Origin of the sequence: Phenylobacterium aquaticum, assembly GCF_022695515.1 — a bacterium.
Taxonomy (GTDB): Bacteria; Pseudomonadota; Alphaproteobacteria; order Caulobacterales; family Caulobacteraceae; genus Phenylobacterium; species Phenylobacterium aquaticum.
Genome location: NZ_JALDPT010000020.1, coordinates 38,384 through 58,580, shown reverse-complemented (window position 1 = coordinate 58,580; position 20,197 = coordinate 38,384). Strand labels below are relative to the sequence as shown.

General features: G+C 69.8%; 24 protein-coding genes and 1 pseudogene. 15 read left to right on the top strand and 10 right to left on the bottom strand.

Annotation, left to right across the window (positions count from 1 at the left end):
- The first annotated feature begins 15 nt into the window (after positions 1 to 15).
- Both MQH10_RS15305 and MQH10_RS15300 read left to right on the top strand, forming a co-directional pair.
- Positions 16 to 999, top strand: coding sequence for an alpha/beta hydrolase (locus MQH10_RS15305; RefSeq protein ID WP_242564893.1), 984 nt, complete (start codon positions 16 to 18; stop codon positions 997 to 999).
- Positions 1,000 to 1,029: 30 nt separating this feature from the next.
- Positions 1,030 to 1,947: a M14 family metallopeptidase gene (locus MQH10_RS15300; RefSeq protein ID WP_242564892.1), complete on the top strand. Its 918-nt coding sequence runs from the start codon at positions 1,030 to 1,032 to the stop codon at positions 1,945 to 1,947.
- Between the two features lie 207 nt (positions 1,948 to 2,154).
- On the opposite strand, the gene MQH10_RS15295 is transcribed toward MQH10_RS15300, so the two are convergent.
- Positions 2,155 to 2,934 carry an SDR family NAD(P)-dependent oxidoreductase gene (locus tag MQH10_RS15295; protein WP_242564891.1) on the bottom strand — a complete coding sequence of 260 codons (780 nt, stop codon included), beginning with the start codon at positions 2,932 to 2,934 and terminating at the stop codon, positions 2,155 to 2,157.
- Between the two features lie 108 nt (positions 2,935 to 3,042).
- On the opposite strand from MQH10_RS15295, the gene MQH10_RS15290 reads away from it, so the two are divergent.
- From MQH10_RS15290 to MQH10_RS15275, 4 genes are all read left to right on the top strand, one after another.
- The gene (locus MQH10_RS15290) at positions 3,043 to 3,546 is read left to right on the top strand and encodes a winged helix-turn-helix transcriptional regulator (RefSeq protein WP_242564890.1); all 504 of its coding nucleotides are present in this window, start codon (positions 3,043 to 3,045) and stop codon (positions 3,544 to 3,546) included.
- 73 nt (positions 3,547 to 3,619) lie between these two features.
- Entirely contained in the window at positions 3,620 to 4,417 is a 798-nt protein-coding gene (locus MQH10_RS15285; RefSeq protein ID WP_242564889.1) for an acyl-CoA thioesterase, read from the top strand.
- A gap of 73 nt (positions 4,418 to 4,490) precedes the next feature.
- The gene (locus MQH10_RS15280) at positions 4,491 to 4,847 is read left to right on the top strand and encodes a hypothetical protein (protein ID WP_242564888.1); all 357 of its coding nucleotides are present in this window, start codon (positions 4,491 to 4,493) and stop codon (positions 4,845 to 4,847) included.
- A 252-nt stretch (positions 4,848 to 5,099) separates the two neighbouring features.
- The gene (locus MQH10_RS15275) at positions 5,100 to 5,591 is read left to right on the top strand and encodes an SMI1/KNR4 family protein (RefSeq protein ID WP_242564887.1); all 492 of its coding nucleotides are present in this window, start codon (positions 5,100 to 5,102) and stop codon (positions 5,589 to 5,591) included.
- A 73-nt stretch (positions 5,592 to 5,664) separates the two neighbouring features.
- On the opposite strand, the gene MQH10_RS15270 is transcribed toward MQH10_RS15275, so the two are convergent.
- On the bottom strand, positions 5,665 to 5,883 hold the full coding sequence (locus MQH10_RS15270; protein ID WP_242564886.1) for a hypothetical protein: 219 nt from the start codon (positions 5,881 to 5,883) through the stop codon (positions 5,665 to 5,667).
- Positions 5,884 to 5,912: 29 nt separating this feature from the next.
- Positions 5,913 to 6,914: a LysR family transcriptional regulator gene (locus MQH10_RS15265; RefSeq protein WP_242564885.1), complete on the bottom strand. Its 1,002-nt coding sequence runs from the start codon at positions 6,912 to 6,914 to the stop codon at positions 5,913 to 5,915.
- A gap of 101 nt (positions 6,915 to 7,015) precedes the next feature.
- Between MQH10_RS15265 and MQH10_RS15260 the strand changes: the two genes are divergently transcribed.
- Both MQH10_RS15260 and MQH10_RS15255 read left to right on the top strand, forming a co-directional pair.
- Positions 7,016 to 7,642 carry an FMN-dependent NADH-azoreductase gene (locus MQH10_RS15260; RefSeq protein WP_242564884.1) on the top strand — a complete coding sequence of 209 codons (627 nt, stop codon included), beginning with the start codon at positions 7,016 to 7,018 and terminating at the stop codon, positions 7,640 to 7,642.
- 22 nt (positions 7,643 to 7,664) lie between these two features.
- Positions 7,665 to 7,976 (top strand): YciI family protein, encoded by a 312-nt coding sequence (locus MQH10_RS15255; protein ID WP_242564883.1) that lies wholly within the window; start codon positions 7,665 to 7,667, stop codon positions 7,974 to 7,976.
- A gap of 52 nt (positions 7,977 to 8,028) precedes the next feature.
- Here MQH10_RS15255 and MQH10_RS15250 read toward each other — a convergent pair whose 3' ends face one another.
- From MQH10_RS15250 to MQH10_RS15240, 3 genes are all read right to left on the bottom strand, one after another.
- Positions 8,029 to 8,643, bottom strand: coding sequence for a TetR/AcrR family transcriptional regulator (locus tag MQH10_RS15250; protein ID WP_242564882.1), 615 nt, complete (start codon positions 8,641 to 8,643; stop codon positions 8,029 to 8,031).
- Positions 8,644 to 8,714: 71 nt separating this feature from the next.
- Positions 8,715 to 9,737, bottom strand: a complete 1,023-nt coding sequence (locus MQH10_RS15245; RefSeq protein ID WP_242564881.1) for a glutathione S-transferase family protein — start codon at positions 9,735 to 9,737, stop codon at positions 8,715 to 8,717.
- 14 nt (positions 9,738 to 9,751) lie between these two features.
- Positions 9,752 to 10,846 (bottom strand): MBL fold metallo-hydrolase, encoded by a 1,095-nt coding sequence (locus tag MQH10_RS15240; RefSeq protein ID WP_242564880.1) that lies wholly within the window; start codon positions 10,844 to 10,846, stop codon positions 9,752 to 9,754.
- A gap of 112 nt (positions 10,847 to 10,958) precedes the next feature.
- Between MQH10_RS15240 and MQH10_RS15235 the strand changes: the two genes are divergently transcribed.
- On the top strand, positions 10,959 to 11,873 hold the full coding sequence (locus tag MQH10_RS15235) for a haloalkane dehalogenase (protein ID WP_242564879.1): 915 nt from the start codon (positions 10,959 to 10,961) through the stop codon (positions 11,871 to 11,873).
- Positions 11,874 to 11,876: 3 nt separating this feature from the next.
- Positions 11,877 to 12,287 (top strand): DUF1330 domain-containing protein, encoded by a 411-nt coding sequence (locus MQH10_RS15230; protein WP_242564878.1) that lies wholly within the window; start codon positions 11,877 to 11,879, stop codon positions 12,285 to 12,287.
- A 108-nt stretch (positions 12,288 to 12,395) separates the two neighbouring features.
- Here the strand turns inward: MQH10_RS15230 and MQH10_RS15225 are convergent.
- Positions 12,396 to 13,124, bottom strand: a pseudogene (locus MQH10_RS15225) (formylglycine-generating enzyme family protein); the annotation flags it as partial.
- A 152-nt stretch (positions 13,125 to 13,276) separates the two neighbouring features.
- Positions 13,277 to 14,932, bottom strand: coding sequence for a sulfatase-like hydrolase/transferase (locus MQH10_RS15220; RefSeq protein ID WP_242564877.1), 1,656 nt, complete (start codon positions 14,930 to 14,932; stop codon positions 13,277 to 13,279).
- 329 nt (positions 14,933 to 15,261) lie between these two features.
- Between MQH10_RS15220 and MQH10_RS15215 the strand changes: the two genes are divergently transcribed.
- Entirely contained in the window at positions 15,262 to 15,621 is a 360-nt protein-coding gene (locus MQH10_RS15215) for an ArsR/SmtB family transcription factor (RefSeq protein ID WP_242564876.1), read from the top strand.
- The gene (locus MQH10_RS15210) at positions 15,614 to 16,144 is read left to right on the top strand and encodes an SRPBCC family protein (protein ID WP_242564875.1); all 531 of its coding nucleotides are present in this window, start codon (positions 15,614 to 15,616) and stop codon (positions 16,142 to 16,144) included. Before MQH10_RS15215 ends, MQH10_RS15210 begins: the two co-directional genes overlap by 8 nt.
- A 52-nt stretch (positions 16,145 to 16,196) precedes the next feature.
- Here MQH10_RS15210 and MQH10_RS27265 read toward each other — a convergent pair whose 3' ends face one another.
- Positions 16,197 to 16,592, bottom strand: a complete 396-nt coding sequence (locus MQH10_RS27265) for a hypothetical protein (RefSeq protein WP_242564874.1) — start codon at positions 16,590 to 16,592, stop codon at positions 16,197 to 16,199.
- Positions 16,593 to 16,654: 62 nt separating this feature from the next.
- Here MQH10_RS27265 and MQH10_RS26465 point away from each other — a divergent pair, with 62 nt between their 5' ends.
- From MQH10_RS26465 to MQH10_RS15185, 3 genes are all read left to right on the top strand, one after another.
- Entirely contained in the window at positions 16,655 to 17,338 is a 684-nt protein-coding gene (locus MQH10_RS26465; protein WP_272886962.1) for a Crp/Fnr family transcriptional regulator, read from the top strand.
- Positions 17,339 to 17,400: 62 nt separating this feature from the next.
- Positions 17,401 to 18,150 carry an adenylate/guanylate cyclase domain-containing protein gene (locus tag MQH10_RS15190; RefSeq protein ID WP_242564873.1) on the top strand — a complete coding sequence of 250 codons (750 nt, stop codon included), beginning with the start codon at positions 17,401 to 17,403 and terminating at the stop codon, positions 18,148 to 18,150.
- Between the two features lie 110 nt (positions 18,151 to 18,260).
- Positions 18,261 to 19,481 (top strand): tetratricopeptide repeat protein, encoded by a 1,221-nt coding sequence (locus MQH10_RS15185; protein WP_242564872.1) that lies wholly within the window; start codon positions 18,261 to 18,263, stop codon positions 19,479 to 19,481.
- Between the two features lie 83 nt (positions 19,482 to 19,564).
- On the opposite strand, the gene upp is transcribed toward MQH10_RS15185, so the two are convergent.
- Positions 19,565 to 20,194: a uracil phosphoribosyltransferase gene (gene upp / locus MQH10_RS15180; RefSeq protein WP_242564871.1), complete on the bottom strand. Its 630-nt coding sequence runs from the start codon at positions 20,192 to 20,194 to the stop codon at positions 19,565 to 19,567.
- Between the last annotated feature and the right edge of the window lie 3 nt (positions 20,195 to 20,197).

Here is a 20,197-nt window from a genome sequence, read left to right as displayed (position 1 = left end):
CCGGCGGACCGCGCCATGACCGTCCGTCCCGACCAGGCCGACGGCGACCATGTGATCGGGCCGGACTATACGCCGGCCCCCGAGACGGTCGCCCGGGCCGATGCGCCCCGGGGCGTGGTCCACGCCTTCACCCTGCCGTCGCAGGAGAGCCGGATCTATCCGGGTATCCGCAGGGTCGACAACGACGTCACCCGCCGCCGCGACGCCTTCGGCAACCGCATCGCGGCCGAACACCATGAGCAGTCCGTGGCGGCGCACTATGTCCGCACCGTCTGGGTCTATGTCCCCCGGCAGCTTTCCCCCGGCGTACCGGCCCCCTTCATGGTCGTGCAGGACGGCCACGCCTATCTGAACCGTCTGCCGGGGGTGCTCGACAATCTGATCGCGGCCGGTGAGGTCCCGCCCCTGGTGGCGATCCTGGTCGACTCCGGCGGCGGCGACGCCCAGGGCTCCCAGCGCGGCCTGGAGTACGACACCCTGTCTGGCGTCTATAGCGACTTCATCGAGACCGAGGTGCTGCCCCGCGTCGCGGCCGAGACCGGCGTCACCCTGACCGACGACCCCGAGGGCCGGGCGACCATGGGGGTGAGCTCCGGCGCCGCTTGCGCCTTCACCATGGCCTGGTTCCACCCGGAGCGGTATCGCCGCGTCCTCTCCTATTCCGGCACCTATGTGAACCAGCAGTCGCCGCCGGATCCCGCCACGCCGCGCGGCGCCTGGGAGTATCACGCCACCCTCATCCCCCGGGCCGAGCGCAAGCCGCTGCGGATCTGGATGGAGGTGGGCGAGGCCGATCTCCACGCCGACGATCCGGAGGAGACCTGGCACAACTGGCCGCTCGCCAACCGGCGCATGGCTGCAACCCTGGCGGCCAAGGGCTACCCCTATCGGTTCACCTTCTCGCGGGGCGGGCGACATGCCGATCCCCGCGTCGTGGACCAGACCCTGCCGGGCGCCCTGGTCTGGCTCTGGCGGGGCTATCCGAACCCGGCGAGGTGACGCCGCCCGCGTCCCGGCCTATGAGGCCCTATGACCGACCCCATCCCCTATCCGATCGGCACGCCGGGCCAGCCCTGGGGCGAGGCCGAGCGCGACCAGTGGCGCGCGCGCCACGTCCGCCATCGCCGCTATGACCAGCTGGTCACGCCGCGCATCGCCGCCCTGGCCGACCGGTTCGAGCGGGTCGACTATGGCCAGCTCCGCTACGGCGAGGACGCCTACGCCCTCCAGGCGCTCGCCACCCGTCCCTGGGACCCTGCTTTGCCCTCGGCCCTGATCACCGGCGGGGTGCACGGCTATGAGACCAGCGGGGTGATGGGGGCTCTGGCCTTCCTGGAGACCCGCGCCCAGGCCTATGCCGGCCGGATCAACCTGCTGGTCGCGCCCTGCGTCAGCCCCTGGGCCTTCGAGCGCATCAACCGCTGGAACTTCGACGCCGTCGATCCCAACCGCAATTTCCGCGAAGACGGCCCCGGCGAGGCCACGGCCCTGATGGCCCTGGTCGCCGCCCGGCTTGACCAAGTACTGCTGCACATCGACCTGCACGAGACGACCGACAGCGACGAGAGCGAGTTCCGCCCGGCGCTGGCCGCCCGCGACGGCAAGCCCTTCGAACCCGACCTGGTGCCCGACGGCTTCTACCTGGTCGCCGACGCCGAGGCCCCGCAGCTCGCCCTGCAACAGGCGATCATCGCGGCGGTGGAGCAGGTCACCCACATCGCCCCGCCCGACGCCACGGGCCAGATCATCGGCTGCCCGCTGCTCTCGCCCGGCGTCATCACCTATCCGGTCAGGACCTACGCCATGTGCCCGTCGGTCACCAACGCGCCCTACACGACCACGACGGAGGTCTATCCCGACAGCCCCCGCGCGACGCCGCAGCAATGCGACGCCGCCCAGGTCGCCGCGGTCTGCGCGGCGCTGGACTTCGTGCTGGCGGCGGGGTGAGGGGGGCCTCACCTCAGCGCGGGTGTTCCGGGATCACGATGAGAAGGACCACGGACATCCTAACCCCGAGGTCCCGAAAACGCCGACCTGAATCGAGCTCGTCCGTTTGACGTCAACATGGACGAGGGGTTTTTGACGGACGGCGTGTTGAATTAAGTATTTGTATTAATTGAGTTATTGTTCCAATTTTGGAGGTGCTCCAGCCGGCTACCGGTATCGCGCCGCGGCGTGGCTCTGGGCGAAGCCGGGCAGCATGGCCTGCCGCGCGGCCTGGAAGGCCTCCCACTGGGTGGCGTCGTGCAGCGGCGGTATGGTCACGGCTTCGCGACGGTCAAAGCCGACCAGGGCGGCGTCCACCAGTTCGCCGACCTCCATGACCGCGGGCAAGGCGTTCACGTCGGCGCCCGCCCGCTCCCAGATCTCCGTGCGCGTGGCCGAGGGCAGCACGGCCTGGACATAGACGCCCCGGGGCCCCAGCTCGACGCTCAGGCCCTGGGACAGGAACAGTACGAAGGCCTTGGTCGCGCCATAGACGCTCATGCCCAGCTCCGGCGCCAGTCCGACCACCGAGCCGATATTGATGATCGCCCCGCTGCCGGCGCGCGCGAAGCGCGGCGCGACGGCGCTGGCGAGTCGCACCGGGGCCGTGGTGTTGAGCGCGACCAGCTGAGCGATAGCCTCCGTGGACTGTTGGACAAATCCACCCCCCAGGCTCGCCCCGGCGTTGTTGACCAGGACGCCGATGGCGGGATCGTCGCGCAGCCGCGCTTCCACCACTGACAGTTCGTCTGGTTTGGTCAGGTCGGCGGGCAGGACGTCGATCGCCACCCCGGTGTCCTGGCGCAGTCGGGCGGCCATGGCCTCCATGCGCGCCCCGTCGCGGGCCACGAGGACGAGGTCGTGACCGCGTCGGGCGAAGCGGTCGGCATAGGTCGCCCCGATGCCGCTGGAGGCGCCGGTGATGAGGATTGCGGGCTTGTCGGTCATGGTGCGCGCTCTTTCGCGTTGGGCTGGCGGCCCGGCCGCGTCTCGGCGGTTGCCAAGGGCGTTCGGGCAGGTTACTCTTATTATGGGAGTGACTAGGGGGCGCGTCAATTGAGAGCCAAATCTTTCGCCGGCATGCGCTGCTCGGTCGCCGGCGCGCTGGAGATGATCGGCGACCGCTGGACCTTGCTGCTGCTGCGGGACCTGGGCCTGGGCCTGTCGCGATATGACGAATTCCAAGCGAGCACGGGGATCCCCAACACCACCCTGTCGATGCGCCTGAAGGGGCTGGAGCAGAACGGCATCGTCGAGCGCACGCGCTATCAGGAGCGCCCGCCGCGCGACGCCTATCGCCTCACCGAGAAGGGGCGTGACCTCTGGACGGTGATCACCGCCCTGCGGGAATGGGGGGATCGTTGGGATGCCTCAGGCTATGGCGCGCCGACCATCGAGGTGGTCGATCGAGACAGCGGCCGCGAGCTGCGCCTGGCCCTGGTCGATCCCCAGACCGGCCAGGCTGTGGCGCAGGATCGCGTCAAGTACCGCCCCGGTCCCGGCGCCGACGGCGAGGTGAACGCCCTGCTCGAACGCCGCGCCGCCGAGGGCGCGTCCTGAAATCACGGCGCCGCTGGCGCCTTCCCCAGCCGATCCGACGGGCGTCGGCGCCTTCCGTCTCAGAGATCCAAACATGTCCGCAAGCAGCTTCGCGAACCTGATGTCGACGATGGAGGCGGACGCCGGGGCGTTCTCGATGGTCCTGCCCGACGACTGGCTCCAGGGGCGCACCGCCTTTGGCGGCCTTTCGGCGGCCCTCTGCTGGGAAGCGGCGCAGCGGTCCGGCGAGGCCCTGCCGCCCTTGCGATCGGCCCAGTTCGCCTTCGTCGGGCCGGCCGGAGGGCGCCTGCGGATCGCGCCCACCCTGCTGCGCCGGGGCAAGTCCGCCGCCTTCTACAGCGTCGACCTCCATGGAGACGAGGTGCTCGCCGTGCGGGGGCTTCTCTGCTTCGGCGCCGGGCGCGCGTCGCAGCTCCATCACGTCGACCTGCCGGCGCCGGCCGTGCCGGGCCCGGAGGAGGGGCCGACCTATTTCGAACCCAGCGATCAGCGCCGCTTCCTGCAACACTTCGACAGCCGGCTCGCGGCGGGCGCGCGCCCCATGACGCCGGGGGCGAAGCCGGACATGGTCGTCTGGCTCAAGCACAGGGACGCGGCCACGCCCCCGACCCTGGCCCCCCTGATCGCCCTGGCGGACGCCCTGCCGCCCGCCGCGGTGATCCAGTTCCAGCCGGGCGGCGGCCCGATCAGCACCATGACCTGGTCCATCGACGTCCTGTCGGACGCGCCGCGCAGCGCGTCCGGCTGGTGGCTGGTGCGCTCGACCGCCCAGACCGCGGTCGACGGCTATTCGGCTCAGGACATGACGGTCTGGGATGATCAGGGCGCGCCGGTCCTGGCCATGCGCCAGACCGTGGCCATCTTCGCCTGAGCAGGGCGCCCCCCATCCTTGCGGGCGGGCCGCCGCACGCTAGGATCGCCGGTGCGTTCCAGGGGAGCCGCAATTGAGTCCGACGACACCCATCCTCTGGCTGTTTGTGGCCGCGGTGGTCTTCGGGCCCATGGCCTATCGGCTGATCACCCCGACGCCGGCTGAGGACTTCAAGGCGATCGAGCTCTTCCTGAAGAACCGTGAGCAGACCCTGCTGAGCCTTCGGAAGCTTTGGATCGGCGGGCCGTCCGTTGTGGGCGGGCGGGGCGGCTACGCCCAGGTCGGCAGGCCCTATCGCGTGCTGGCCCAAAGCGCGGACGGCAAGCGGTGGCGGCACGATGTGGCGGTGGACGTCGGCCAGCGGGACGTCTTCGGCGATCCGAAGCTGAAGCAACGTGTTCTAGGGCAGTGGCTGCCGGTCATTCAGTGAGGGCAGGACTGCGACAGACCGAGAACTTGCCATTCCCGCGTCGCGACCTAGTGTTGCCCTATGGTTGTGCGAAGCCGCCGCGCGGTGATGGTCATGCTTGGCGGCGCTCTGAGTGGATGTGGGAGCGCGAGCCACTTGGCAGGTCCCTCCAAGCCGTCGAAACCGGTTGACGTCAAAATTCAGTTTGTCGCGCCAGCACTCCACGACGGTCCAGTCCGGGAGCGTTGGACAAAGGGTTATACGCAGGAAGACTTGGACACCGCCCAGCAGAGATTCGACCTGCAGTTCCCGCCTGATCTGGTGGCTTTGCTTCTGGACCGTCGACCGGTTGACGCGCCCGACTGGCGAACGGACGAAGCGGCCATCCGCACCAGCTTGAATTGGCCGCTGGAAGGGCTGCTGTTCGATGTCGAGAACAACGACCTGTGGTGGCCCGAGTGGGGCGACAGGCCGGCGACCGCAGACGCGCGCCGAGAGGTCCTAAGGGCGGTGGTCGCGCGGGCGCCGAAGATGATCCCCCTCGTTTCGCATCGCTATATTCCTGCGGCGCCCCATGAAGCAGGGAACCCAGTTTTCTCGGTCTACCAGTCCGACGTGATCTATTACGGCGCGAACTTGGCCGACTATTTTGAGCGAGAGTTCGGCGATCCGCGCCTTCCGCTGCCGGCGGGTATCAAGTGGATACGGTTCTGGTCCGAACTGGTTGATCGCGCCGGGCGAAACGAGCGGCCGAAGCCGGCTTAGCTCTCGCAAGACCCGACCCCGCCACCTTCCGCACGGCGTTCGCCAGCACTTCGCGGGCCCGCTTCACGCAGTGTCACTGCTCCCGTCGCAGCCGCGACCACGTCTCGAAGCTCAGCAGCAGGTCCAGGGCCTCGAAGGTAGTCGCATCCGCCAGGATCTCCGGGGGCGTCTCGCGTTGCAGGATGCGGCGCAGGGGCGCGGCCAGCTTGGACATGTCGGCGTCGAGGAACTGGGACTTGCAGCGGCGGCTGTCGGCTGGCGGGACGTCTTCGGCGATCCGAAGCTGAGGCAACCTGTTCAGGGGCAGTGGCTGCCGGTCATCTAGGGACGGGCCGACGGACGCCTCTCCCGTCTTGAGGCCAAGACGTCCTCTGCCGTTTCCCGATAGAGCTCGCAGGCCGCGTCCAACTTGGAAGGAAGCTCGGCCGCCAGGAATTCCAGGAAGGCGCGGACCGACGGCGCCAGGCCGCGCCGCGACGGAAACACCGCGTGCAGTTGGTGGGATGGGAGCCGATGATCGGGCAGCACCTCGATGAGGCGCCCGTCTCGCAGGGCCGCGGCGCACAGGTTGAACGGCGTCTGGGCCAGTCCGGCGCCGCGCAGGGCGGCCTGGTGCAGGAGATAGACGTCGTCGGTCAGCAATACCGGCCTGTATTCGACATCGACCGTATCGCCCTGGGTTCCGCGCAGCCGCCAGCGGGGACGCTCGTCGCCCCGGCCGGCCGGGCCCATGCCGCGGACGCCGCCCAGCGAAGCCAGATCCGGGAACGGACCATGCTCGGCGACGAATTCCGGACTTCCCACGAGCAGTTGCTCGCTCACGCCGAAACTCCGCAGCGCGAGCTCCGAATCCTCAAGCACCGATCGCACGCGCAGGGCCACGTCATAGCCTTCGCCGATCACGTCCACCCGCCGGTTGGTCAGGTCGAGTTCGAGCCGCACATCCGGATGGGCCTTCAGGAAGTTCGGCAGAATTTCCGCGAGAAAGATATGGGCGACGCCAATCGGGCAACTGACGAGGAGGCGCCCGCTTGGCCGGTCGCCGGCGTGCTCGGCGACTTCCAGGGCCGCGCGGGCCGACTGGGTCATGGCCTCGCAATGGGCCAGGAAGGCTCGGCCGACGTCCGTTACATGGACCGCCCGGGTCGAGCGCTGAAGCAGGCGAACGCCGAGCCGCTTCTCAAGCGCGGCGACCCGGCGGCTGACCCGGGATTTCGGCACGCCAAGTCTTCGGGCCGCGGCGGTGAAGCTCTCCTGCCGCGCGACGGCGGCGAACAGAGCGAGATCGTTGAGGTCGTCCATCCCTGCCTCCGCGTCCGCCAACTGTTCCATGAATAGAACAGTGATTACCAGATTGTCTCTCTAATGCGGATGGGGTGTGCGGCGTATCTCCCGGCTCGTTCGATCATTTCAGAGAGCAAGCCATGCAGATCCTACATCTCGACTCCAGCATCCTGGGCGACGCGTCGGCGTCGCACCGCCTCACGGCCGCCATCGTGCGGGACCTTCTGCGCGGGGCGCCCGACGCCAAGCTTGTCCGCCGCGACCTCGTCGCCAATCCGATCCCCCACCTGACCGGCGACATCGCGGCGGGTTTCCGCGCCCTGGGCGAACGCAGGTTCGACGCGGCGACGCTGGCGGAACATGCCTGTTCGGAAGCGCTGGTGACGGAGTTCCTGGCGAGTGACGTCATCGTCGTCGGCGCGCCGATGTATAATTTCTCCGTGTCCAGCCAGCTCAAGGCCTGGCTCGACCGGATCGCCCAGGTCGGCCGGACGTTCCGCTATACCGAGCAAGGACCCGTGGGTCTTTCCGCCGGGCGGCGGGTGATCATCGCCTCCACGCGCGGCGGTCTGTACTCGGCGGGCCCTGGCGCGGCCATGGACTTCCAGGAGTCCTATTTGCAGGCGTTCTTCCGCTTCCTCGGCGTCGAGGCGGTCCAGGTCATTCGTGCGGAGAAGCTGAGCCGCGGGCCGGACGCCAGCCGCGAAGCCATGGACGCGGCCCAGGCCCAGATCGCCGAGATCGTCGCGCGGACGCTGGCGGCCTGACCGGTTCAGAGGAGGTTCCCTGATGTTGTACGCCATCACCCTGACTTACGTCCGGCCGAAGGACGAGGTGCAGGCCCATCTCGACAGCCATCGTCAGTGGCTGGCCGATGAAGTCACGGCGGGCCGTATCCTGGCCGCCGGCCCGCTCGAGTCCGGCGCGGGCGGCTTCATCCTCGCCTTCGCTCAGGACCGAGGCGAGATCGACGCCATGATCCGGCGGGACTCGTTCCACGTCCATGGCCTCGCGACCTTCGACGTCCAGGCGTTTTCAGCCGCGATCCGCGCCGAGGCGTTTCCGACGGTCTGGGCCGGCGACGCGCGCGCGATCCGCTGATCCCAAGCTGATGAGGAACATAGATCCTCAATGGTAGGGGGCAGGTCGGAGCCTACCCCGCCACCTTCCGCACGGCGTTGGCCAGCACTTCGCGGGCCCGCTTCACGCTGAGCCCCTGCTCGCGGCGCAGCCGGGACCAGGTCTCAAACGAGAGCAGCAGGTCCAGCGCCTCGAAGGTCGTGGTGTCGGCCAGGATCTCCGGGGGCATTTCGCGCTGGAGGATGCGGCGGAGGGCCACGACCAGCTTGGAGTTGTCGGCGTCGAGGAATTCGGACTTGTAGCGGTGGATGTCGGAGGCGCGCTTGAAGGGGGCGATGCGTTCGAAGGCGTAGGCGCGGCGGTCGACGAGCTCGACCAGCTTCTCGCGCCACTCGGTGGACTTGAACGGGGTCTTGGAGAAGGCGCTGACCTCGGCCTCCATGACGTCGGACATTTCCCGGTAGAGGCTCTCCATGTCCTTGAAGTGCCGGAACACGGTGCGCAGGCCGACCTCGGCGCGGCCGGCCACGGCCTCGGCGCCGGGGGCCATGACGCCCTCCTCGATCAGCTCCAGCATCGCCTTGACGATGCGGGCGCGGCTGTCGATCGAGCGCAGGCGGCGGCCGTCCTGCTCCTGGGGGGCGGGGGGCTGGTCCTTCGGGTCTGTCACACGCGCCGCGCGGGCCAAGGCGGATCCTTCCGACAATTACGCTGGGCCCTGATTATCGGGCCCCGCGCCGTTCCGCCAGTCCGCTGCCCTCAGCGGAACAGGAGGTCGCACCCGGAGCCCGCCAGCCAGGCGTCCACGCGGGCGCGGCTGTCCGCCGGCAGGGCGCCGTGGCTGGCCCTGAGCCATTGCAGGCACTTGGCCTGGTAGGGGAAGGGCGACTGGGTCCAGGCTTGGCCCTCGACGGTGGTCTTGACCTCGGTCTCGCCGGCGGCGAGCGCCCGGGCGTTGGCCAGCATGACGGGGACGTAGGTCCGGCCGATCTCGGCCAGCAGGGCGGAAAGCGTCGTGGGCAGGGGATCGGTAGCGATCCAGTCGGCCTCCGCGGGCTCCAGGCCCGACAGGTCCTCCATATTGCCCGACCAGGCCAGCACGCGGGGCGCGACGTCCAGGGTCACGGCCATGGGGGTCGGGTCGAAGTGGGCGAGCTGGGTCAGCTGGCCGAACACCGCGAAGTCGGAGGCGCCGGGACGGGCGCCCATTAGATAGAGGTGGCCGCGCAGGTGGTCCTCGAGAAGGGTCAGGAACCGCTTGTAGCTGGCCTCGATCACCGGGCCGGTGGTCGGGTTGGAGCCCACCACATAGAGCCGGCTGATCTGGCGTTCCGAGATCATCTTGCCACGCTCGGCCAGGACGGCGTCCGGCACGCAATAGTCGGACCAGCCGGGCAGGACGGCGGCGCCCTTGCGGATGTCGTCGGCATAGGCCCAGCGATAGTGGAACATGGCCTTGGTCAGCCACTCGTCGGCATAGTCCTCGATCAGCTCATCGAGGAAGGCCAGAGCCGGGTCGGTGGGCAGGACGCTGCGGCCCTCATGGTCCTGTTCCAGCCGGCGGATGATCGGGGTGGAATCGGTGACCGCCTCCAGCTCCCCCTGGTCGTTGGGCAGGAAGAAGGTCGGCAAGAGCTGGACCTTGGGCCGGGGCAGGCCCTCCAGGGCGCGGGGCGTGCGGGGCAGCAGGCGATAGGGGATGCGGCGGTAGCGCAGCACGGCCAGCATCTTGCGGGTGTAGGGCGAGCCGGGCGCGCCGAAGAGGGCGATGGAGGCGGTCATGGAGGGTCTCCGGTTCAGCGGATGCGCATCAGGCGGTCGGTGCGGGTGATCCCGGTTCCGCCCGCCGGCATGGAGATGAAGTCGCCGTCGTGGCCCAGGCGCAGGGTCCCGTGGAAGCGCCGGGCTGCGTCGCCCAGGAACGGTCCCTCCAGCCCGGCGATCGGAATGCCGGGGACAAGGTGGTTGAGCAGCAGATATTTGGCGCCCGCCCGCTCGGCCAGGTCAGCGGCCTGTTCCGGGGTGGTGTGATAGCCCAGGATGTCGTGGCTGATGGCGGCGATGTTGTCGCGATGGGCGGCGATGGCGGCCTCCCGCTGCAGGTTCACCAGCCGGTCGGACAGGGCCTCATGGACCAGGAGGTCGACGCCCTTGGCCTCGGCCTCGACGCGGGGCGAGGGGGCGGTGTCGCCGCTGATCACCAGGCTGCGGCCCTTATAGACGAACTTGTAGCCGACGGCCGGATGCACCGGATCGTGCTTCACGGGGAAGGCGGTGACCTTCAGGTCGGGGGTGTCGATGAGCACAATGTCGGGGCTGTCGGGCGCGACCTCGAAGGGGTGGGGCGTCCCGCCGAAGCCCGCGGGGGGCACGACCTTCTCGCCATGGTGGGCGATGCGGTAGCCGCGGTCGAGGGCGTAGGCGGCCTGGAAGCCGCCGACCACGCTCTCCAGGCCCTGGGGGCCGTAGATGTCGAGCGGCTTTTGCGCGGCGCCGCCGGCCCAGTGCTGCAGCATCAGCTCGCCCAGGCCGCCGATATGGTCGGAATGGTAGTGGGTCAGGAACAGGGCCTCGGCCTTGGCGGCGGGCAGGCCCATCAGGGTGAGGTTGCGGGTGGCGCCGTCGCCGATGTCGACGACGAACATCCGCTGGCCGGCGATCACCACCGTGCAGGGCCCGGCGCGGTGCGGGTCGGGCAGGGGCGCGCCGGAGCCGCAGAGCCCGACATGCAGGCCGTCGGGCAGGCTGGCGAGGGGATTGGCGGCCATCGCCTGCTCGGCGCCGCGCCGATAGAGCTTCAGCGCGATCTGCCCGCGCGCCAGCCACAGGCCGGCGCCCGCCAGCAGGGCGACGCACAGGGCGCCGATCAGGATGTTGCGAAGCGCCTTCATGGTCTCGTCCCCGGTTCGGCGTCGGCGGCGGTTGACACGGCCGCATATAATGACACTGTTATTGCCAATAGAATTCGCCCATCGGGGCGCGATGTCAATGAGGGAGAGGCTGATGAAGGTCCTGCGCACGCCGGACGAGCGTTTCGAGGGGCTGGCCGACTGGCCCTTCGCGCCGCGCTACGCCGAGGTGACCGACGCCGACGGCACGGTCCTGCGCATGGCCTATGTGGACGAGGGGCCCCGGGACGCGGCGCCCGTGCTGCTGATGCACGGCGAGCCGTCCTGGAGCTATCTCTACCGCAAGATCATCCCGGGCCTGGTCGCCCGCGGCCACCGGGTGCTGGCGCCGGACCTGATCGGCTTCGGCCGCTCGGACAAGCCGGCCGACCGGGCCGACTACACCTATGGACGCCATGTGGACTGGACCAGCCAGTGGCTGACCGGCCTGGATCTGAAGGACATCACCCTGTTCTGCCAGGACTGGGGCGGGCTGATCGGCCTGCGCCTGGTCGCGGCCTATCCCGAGCGCTTCGCCGCCCTGGCCATCGCCAATACCGGCCTGCCGACGGGGACGGGCATGACCGAGGGCTTCGCCAATTGGCTCGCCTTCAGCCAGAAGATCCCGATCATGGCGGTGGGCGCCCTGCTGCAGGGCGGTTCGGTGCGCGAGCTCACCCCCGCCGAGGTCGCCGCCTATGACGCGCCGTTCCCGGACGAGAGCTACAAGGAAGGCGCGCGCCAGTTCCCGACCCTGGTGCCGGTGACGCCCGAGCACGCCCAGGTGGCCGAGAATCTCGCGGCCTGGAAGGTGCTGGAGGCCTTCGACAAGCCGGTGGTCACCTGCTTCTCCGACGCCGACCCGGTCAGCGGCGGCGGGGAGAAGGTGTTCCAGGCCCGCGTGCCGGGCGCCAAGGGCCAGCCCCACGTGATCCTGCATGGCGGCCACTTCCTGCAGGAGGATTCCCCGGCCGAGATCGTCGAACTGGTCGACGCCCTGGCCGCCCGCGCCCATGCGAAGAAAGGTTGAGCCATGAAGGTCGAGAACGCCGTCATCCCCGGCATGGAACAGATCCAAGCCTTCTTCGGCGCGCCGGAGGACGGGCCCTATGTCATGGTCAACCTGCTGAAGTTCCGCGACAAGGCCGCCTATGAGGATGGCTCCGAGCCCGAGCTCTCGGGCCGCGAGGCCTATGCCCGCTATGGCGCCGGCGTCTCCAAGCTGGTCGCCGAGCTGGGCGGGCGCATGCTGTTCAGCGGCGACGTCACCAGCCTGATGATCGGCGAGGTGGAAGAGCTGTGGGACATGGTCGCCCTTGTCGAATATCCGTCCCTGGCCGCCTTCCAGGCCATGGCCATGTCGCCCGGCATGCACGCCATCGAGCACCACCGCAAGGCGGGCCTGGCCGGCCAGCTGAACATCCGCACCAAGGCGCGGGGGTAAGGGAGGCCTATTCCCGCACCACCGTCCGGAAGCCGATGTGCGAGGCGCCCGTGTCGGGCGGCCGACCTCGCGCGCCGCGGGGCGGTAGCGGAAGCAGTAGTCGTCCGAGCACAGGAACGAGCCGCCCTTGATCAGATGCTGGGGCGGGCCGCCGGGCGCGGCCTGCAGGGCGCTCTCGGTGGGCTGAACCTGCGGCGCGAACAGGTCCTTGGTCCACTCCCAGACATTGCCGGCCATGTCGTAGAGGCCATAGCCGTTGGGCTTGAAGCAGCCGGCCGGGGCGGCCTGGGCCTTGTAGCCGTCGGCCCCGGCGTCCACGACCGGGAACACCCCCTGCCAGGTGTTGGCGAGCGGCTTGCCGCCGGGCTGTTTCTGCTGGCCCCAGACGTATGCCGCGCCGTCCAGCCCGCCGCGGGCGGCGTATTCCCACTCGGCCTCGGTGGGCAGGTCGCGGCCCAGCCAGCGGGCGTAGGCGAGCGCGTCCTCATAGCCGATCTGCACCACCGGCAGGGTGTCGCGGCCGACGATATTGCTGCCCGGCCCCTTGGGGTGACGCCAGTCGGCGCCCGCGATCACCCGCCACCAGGCCGCCGGGTTCCCGCGGTCGACGCCGGGCTCGGCGCCCACGAACACCAGGGACGAGGGCTGCATCTGGGCGGGCGTCAGGCCGGGATAGATCTTCGGGTCGAGGGGCCGCTCGGCGAGCGTCCGATAGCCGGTGGCCGCGACGAAGCGGGCGAAGTCGGCGTTGGTCACCTCGGTGCGGTCGATCCAGAAGGACCCCACCGTCACCGGGTGCGCCGGCCCCTCCTCGGGCCGCACGCCGGCGGCGCCCATCTGGAAGGTCCCGCCTGGGATCCGAACCATGCCGGCCCGGGGATGGGCCGGGTCGGGGACCGCCAGGTTGGCCTGGCAGGCCTTGGGCGGGGCCGGGGCGCAGGCGGCCGGCGCGATCGCCAGAGCCGCCGCCAGGAGAACGCCGTACCGCATCAGTTGGCCCAGTAGATGTACTCGTCGTCCGGCTTGTCGGGCACGCCCAGCGGATGGTCAATCGGGATCGCGCCGGACAGCAACGACGGCCACATCGGCTTGACGAACTGCTTGTCCTGCGCGGCCATCAGGGCCTTCAGCTCGGCCACCTTGGCCGGCTCCTTGGCCGACAGGTCGACCTTCTCGGTCGGGTCGGTGGCCAGATTGTACAGCCAGGTCTTGTTGCGCTGGTCGAGCGTCTGGATCTTCCAGTCGCCGGAGATCGCCATGCGATAATCGCCCGAGCGCCAGAACAGGGTCTGGTGCGGCCGGCCCTGGGCCTTGCCCTCGGCGAAGGGGGCGAGGTCGACGCCGTCGATCACCCGGTCGGCCGGGGGCTTGGCGCCGGCGGCGGCGGCGGCCGTGGCGAAGATGTCGATGTGAGCGACGGGGTTGGGATAGCGGGTCCCGGCCGGCAGCTGGGCGGGCCAGCGCATGAAGAACGGCACGTGCACCCCGCCCTCGAAGAAGCTCGCCTTCCAGCCGCGATAGGGCCGGTTGATGTCGGGCAGGCCGATATAGTTGGCCCCGCCATTGTCGCTGGTGAAGATCACGATGGTGTTGTCGTCCAGCCCCTGGGCCTTCAGCTCGGCCAGCACCCGGCCGACATTGCGGTCCAGGTTGCGCACCATGGCGCCATAGACCCGCAGGCGGTGGTCCTTGATCTGGGGCAGGGCGTCATAGTCGGCCTTGGTGGCCTGCAGCGGCGTGTGGATGCCGTTATAGGCCAGGTACATGAAGAACGGCCGGTTGCGGTTGGCCTTGATGCCGGCGATCGCATTGTCGGTCAGATAGTCGGTCATGTAGGCGTTCGGGTGGAACGGCTTGGAGCCGTTGTACTGCACCGACCAGGGGAGGCTGGCCCACAGGAACCTGTCGATCGGATCGAAGCTCTGCCTGGAGTTCTCGACGTTGGGATCCTTGACCGGCAGATAGAGCGAGGCGCCGGAGATGAAGCCCAGGCTTTCGTCGAAGCCCTGGTCCTCGGGGCGCGAACCCTTGGTCCCGCCCAGGTGCCACTTGCCCAGATGGATGGTGTGATAGCCGCGGCCCTTGAGCAGCTCGGCGATGGTCACTTCCGACGCCGGCACGGCCTCGGACTCCATGTCGGGCGTGTCCTTCACCTTGTCGGCGGCGAAGTGCGGCGGGTGCAGGGCGCCGGGCGACTTGAAGGTGCCGACCATGCGCGAAAAGTTCACCGGGGTGGGCGTGAACTCGAAGCCGAAACGGGTCGGATAGCGGCCGGTCATGATCGCGGCGCGTGAGGGCGCGCAGGTGGCGTTGCCCGCATAGCCGTTGATGAAGTCGACCCCGCCCGAGCCGATCGAATTGATGTTGGGGGTGGGCACGACCCCGCCGGCGACACCGCCGCCGTTGAAGGTGATGTCGTTGAAGCCCATATCGTCGGCCAGGATGAAGACGATGTTCGGCGGCCGGGTCTGGCCGGGCAGGACGACAGGCGGGCTTTGCGGGCCCTGGGCCCAGTTGACCGGATGATTGGCCTCGATCTTCGGCTGGCGCATCACGGCCAGCTTGACGATCAGATCCAGCTTGTAGTGCCAGAGCACCGCGGCGGCCACGACCACCACGGCGAGCACGCCGATCCAACGCTTCATGACGCGATCCTCCGAACGGGACCGGCTTCAGCGTCCGACCCAGGCAGGGCGACCATATATTGACATAATGCGTGCCGCTAGATGGATTCTCCTCGCAGCCCCAGATCCGCTCATCCCCGCGCGGCGGGCGCGGCCACAGCCCCAAGACATCGACCACGAACCTCACGAACCTCACGAACGCGCCTATCCGGCCATCTGGGCCAGCACTGACCCGTTCGTGTCGTTCGTGAGGTTCGTGGTTCGGTCTTCCTGCGGCCATGCCGTCGACCCAGACCCTATAATCAACCGAACGGTTGACAATTGGATCTGGCGGGTTTTATCTCAACCGTATGGTTGAATTAGAAGCCCCACAGCTCGACGCCGTCTTCCACGCCCTGGGCGACGCCACCCGCCGACGCATGCTGCGCCGCCTCGCCGAGGGCGAGCGCACGGTGGGCGAATTGGCGGAGCCCTTCGACATGTCGCTGGCGGCGGCCTCCAAGCACATCAAGGCGCTGGAGCGCGCGGGCCTGGTCCGCCGGCGGATCGCCGGCCGCACCCACTATTGCGCCCTGGAGGCCCGGCCGCTCGCCGGCGCCCACGACTGGATCGGCTTCTACGAACAGTTCTGGACCAGCCGCCTCGACATTCTCGAGGGCCTGCTCCGGCGCGAAGATTCCCAGAAAACCAAAGGAGACGGTGATGAGTGACCTTGCGACCCTGAGCCCCTATGGCGTGCGCACCGAGACGACGACGGTGCGGATGCAGCGGCTGCTGCCCGGCCCGATCGAGCGGGTCTGGGCCTATCTGACCGAGAGCGACCTGCGCCGCCAATGGCTGGCCTCCGGGCCCATGGAGCTGAAGGCCGGCGGCCATGTCGAGCTGACCTGGCGCAACAGCGAACTCACCCCGCACGAGGAGGAGCGGCCCGAGGGCATGCGCGCCGAGCACAGCATGGAAAGCCGGATCACCCGCCTCGATCCGCCGCGCCTGCTGGCCTTCACCTGGGGCGAGGGCGAGGTGACCTTCGAGCTGGAGCCGCAGGGGGCGGAGATCCTGCTCACCGTCACCCACCGCCGCCTGATCGAACGCAGCGCCCTGCTCAATGTCAGCGCCGGCTGGCACGCCCACCTCGACCTCCTGGCCGACCGCCTGTCGAACCGCGAGCCGGGGCCGTTCTGGCGCCACTGGAGCGAGCTCAAGGCGGAGTACGAGGCGCGGTTGCCGGAATAGGGCGGGCGTCCGGGGTGTGACCGCGGTCACACCCCGGCACCCCCTCCCGGGCCTAGACGAAGGGCCAGCGCAATCCGCGCCGTCCTCTCAGCGAGCCCTCGTCATGCAACGCCTCTTTATCGCCGCCCTCGCCCTTGTCGTCGCGTCCGGCGCCGCGGCCGCCCACGCCCAATCCCAGGATCGGTAGGACCGGGCGCGGGTCGCCTACGCCGCCTCCGACCTCGCGAGCGTCGCGGCCTATGGGAACCTCCAGCAGCGCATCCAGGCTCAGGCCGACGCCTATTGCCGCGCCAATCCCGTGGGCGGCACGATCGCCGCCTGTCGTCGCGATGTCGCCCAGTCCATGGTCGCCCAGGTCCAGGCTCAGCGCGCGGCGACCCTGGCGGCGCGCCGGGAATTCGCCCAGACTTCGCGTTGAACGCCGAGCGCCAGGGTCTGGCGGCGTCAACAGCCGCCCCGGCGGGCCCTCGCCTCGCCAGGCCGGGGTCTCGTCGCGCCTGGGGTCTCGTCATGGTTTCAGTCCCGTTCGCCAGGCCCGAAGACGTCGCCCGTGCGCTCGCCCAAAGTCCGGTGTTCGGGGTTCTCGACCCTCCGAGCCTGCTTCGACTCGCAACAGGCGGGACGGTGGTCACGCTTGAGCCGGGCCAGGACCTCGCGCGCCAGGGCGATCCCGGGGACGCGGCCTATCTGATCCTCCAGGGCGCGATCGAGGTGCGGACCCTGTCGGCGGGGGGCGCAGAGACGGTGATCGCAGCCCTGGGCCCCGGGGAAATCGTGGGCGAGATGGCGGTGCTGGACGGCGGCGCCCGATCCGCGGATCTGACCGCGCTGCGCGCCTGCCGCGCGCTGAAGGTCAGCCGCCAAGCCTTCCTCGAGGTCCTGGCCGATCATCCCGAGGCGGCCCTGGCCCTGATCGCCGGATTGAGCCTTCGCCTTCGGCAGGTGGACGGTGACCTCGAAGCGCGACAGGTCCTGGACCTGGGCGGCCGGCTGGCGCGCGCCCTCCTGGAGGCCGCGACGGGAGAGGGACTGGTGGCGGTGACCCAGACGGAGCTGGCCCGGCGGGTCGGCGCCTCGCGCGAGAAGGTCAATCGCAAGCTCCACGCCTGGGTCGGGGAGGGCCTCCTGCGTCTGGACCGTTCCGGGGTGCGCATCCTGTCGACCCAGAGGCTTCGGGCCGTGGCGGGAACTTGACGGCGACGCCCAAAGCTCGCCCCGCCGTGATAGGGTGGGCGAATAACGATGGAGCGATCGACGTGGTCTCTGACATGGCGCCGACGTCTCCGGATCTGCAGGGCCGAAAGCTTGCGGTGATCGTCGCCATCGACATGGTCGGGTACTCGGCGCGGGTTGAGGCCGACGAGACCGGCGCCCTCGGTGACCTCGACAGGCTGCGCACCCTGATCGCCCGCCTCGCCGCGGACCATGGCGGGCGGGTGTTCAACAGCGCGGGCGACGGCTTCATGCTGGAGTTCCCGACAGCGTCCGGAGCCTTCGACCTGGCCGAGGCCCTGGCCGCCCAGGCCCCGGCCGCGGTCCGGATCGGGGTTCACCTGGGCGAGGTGCGGCAAGCGCCGGATGGCGATCTGCTGGGCCATGGCGTCAATGTCGCCGCCCGGATCCAGGCGAAGGCTTCGCCCAACGCCCCGCTGTTTTCAGCCGACGCCCGGCGGGCCCTGCGCGGCGACCGGGCGGCGCGGCTTCGGGCCCGGGGGCTGATCGCCCTCGACAAGATGAGCGAGCGGATCGAAGTCTTCGGCTTCGCCGACCCGGCCTCGGGTCCGGCCCGACCCCGGCTGTCGCCCCGGCTTCTGCGATGGGGCGGGCTCGCGATCCTGGCGGTGCTGGCGGTGCTGCTCTCCATGGCGGTCTGGAGGGGCTCCTCCCATCCCGCCCGGCTGGCGCTGCTCGCCTTCGACGCGGGGGGAGACCCGGGCGCCGCGGCCTTCGCCCGCGGTCTGCAGGACGACATCCAGGCCCAGGTCCTGCCAATCAAGGCGACCTGATCGCACCCGCCGCCTTTGAAGGGTTCAGCGGCGCGCGCGCGGAGGATCGGGCGCGCCGTCTGGGTGCGGGCCTGCTGCTCAGCGGCGCCATCCGGGCCGACGGACCGGGTTTGCACGTCGGGCTCATTCTGGATTCGGCGCGCGCCAGTCGCAGCCTCTGGTCGCTCAATGTCGATGACCCTGGCGACCGGACGAGCCTGCGCCAGCGCATCGCCGCCCAGGTCAGCGACGTCGTGCGCTGCGCCGGCCAGTCGGGCGTCGCGAGCCTGCCGACCGAGGCCCTGAGCACCTATCTTTCGGCCTGCGCCGGGCTTCGGCGGCAGGACCGCCCGGAGCTCGTCCTGTGGCGCCAGCAGTTCAAGAGGCTGACCGCCGAGGCGCCGACCTTCTCGCGCGCCTATTCGGGTCTCGCCCTGGTCGATTCCTACATCGCCGAGCGCGGCGTTCCACCGGCCGAGGCCGCGACGCTGTTGGCCGAAGGCCGCAGGGCCGCCCAGCGCGCCCTCGAGCTCAATCCCCGGGACGGGGTCGCATTCGCCGCCCAGGCCCGCATGATCCCGCACCATGAATGGCTGACGCGGGAGCGCCTGTTGCGGAAGGGGCTCGCCGCCGCTCCCGTCGATCCTGAACTGCATTCCGCCCTCGCCGATCTGCTCGTGGAGACCGGTCGGGTGGAGGAATCGACGGCCGAGCGGGAGCGGGCCTGGGCGCTCGACCCCATCTCGCCGCTGATCAATTCGGGCCTCGCCTATGCCTGGAGCGGCATGGGACGGGATCGCCAGGCGGAGGCCCTGACCGCGGCGACCGTGGCGCGGTTTCCGACCTATGCCGGCTCCTGGCGGGTGTCGATGCGCACCCTGCTCTGGTCGGGCCGGATCGCCGAGGCCCGGGCGCTCGCCGCCGACCTGCCCGCCAAGGGGTCGCGCATGACCCCCGCCGAGATCGCCGACTGGCGGACCCTGAGCGCCAATCTGCCCCTGAAGGGCGCGGCCCTGACGCCGGCCGCCCACGCCGCCCTGGTCCGGCTGGCCTTCGCCCAGCGGAGCATCGTTCAGGTCGACGCCATGTTGCTCCTGGCCCGCCTTGGAGATCTCGACACGACCTTCGCGGCGGCCCATCGGCTGCGCGGGACCACCGACGGCTCGACCGTCGTGCTGTTCAATCCGCCCGCCGAGGCGATGTGGCGGGATCCGCGGGCCATGCGTCTGGCGAATGAGCTGGGACTGGTGGCCTATTGGCGGGCGTCCGGCGTCTGGCCCGATGTCTGCCGTCTGCCGGACCTCAGCTATGACTGCAAGACCGAGGCGGCCAAGGTCGCCGGGGCCAGCTGATCCACGGTCGGTCCGGCAAGGCCGGCGCGCCGCGCCGCCGCTTGGATCCCCGCCTTCGCGGGGATGAGCGGAGGGGGCGTCTGCTACCGCGTGCCGTAGAGCCGGTCGCCGGCGTCGCCGAGGCCCGGCAGGATGTAGCCTCGCGCGTCCAGTTCGCGGTCGATGCCCGCGGTCCAGACCGGCACGTCGGGGTGTTCGGCGGTGAAGCGGGCCAGGCCTTCGGGGGCGGCCAGGATGCAGACGAACTTCAGGTCGGCGGCGCCGGATTCCTTCAGCCGCTCCACCGCCGCGCTGGCCGTGCCGCCGGTGGCGAGCAGGGGGTTCATGACGATGACCGTGCGCTCGGCGAGCGTCTCGGGCGCCTTCAGATAATATTCCACCGCCACCATGGTCGCCGGGTCGCGATAGAGGCCGATATGGGCGACACGGGCGGAGGGGGCGAGGATCAGCATCCCCTCCAGCATGCCTTCCCCGGCCCGCAGGATGGGGGCGAAGACCAGCTTCTTGCCGGCGATCTCGGGACTGCCCATCGATTCCATGGGCGTCACGATCATCTTGTGGGTCAGGGGCAGGTCGCGGGTGACCTCATAGGCGAGCAGGGTCGAGATCTCCCGCGTCAGCTCACGGAAGGTCTTGGTCGAGGTCTCCCGGTCGCGCAGGCGGGTCAGCTTGTGCTGCACCAGGGGATGGTCGACCACGGTCACGTTCTTCATGCG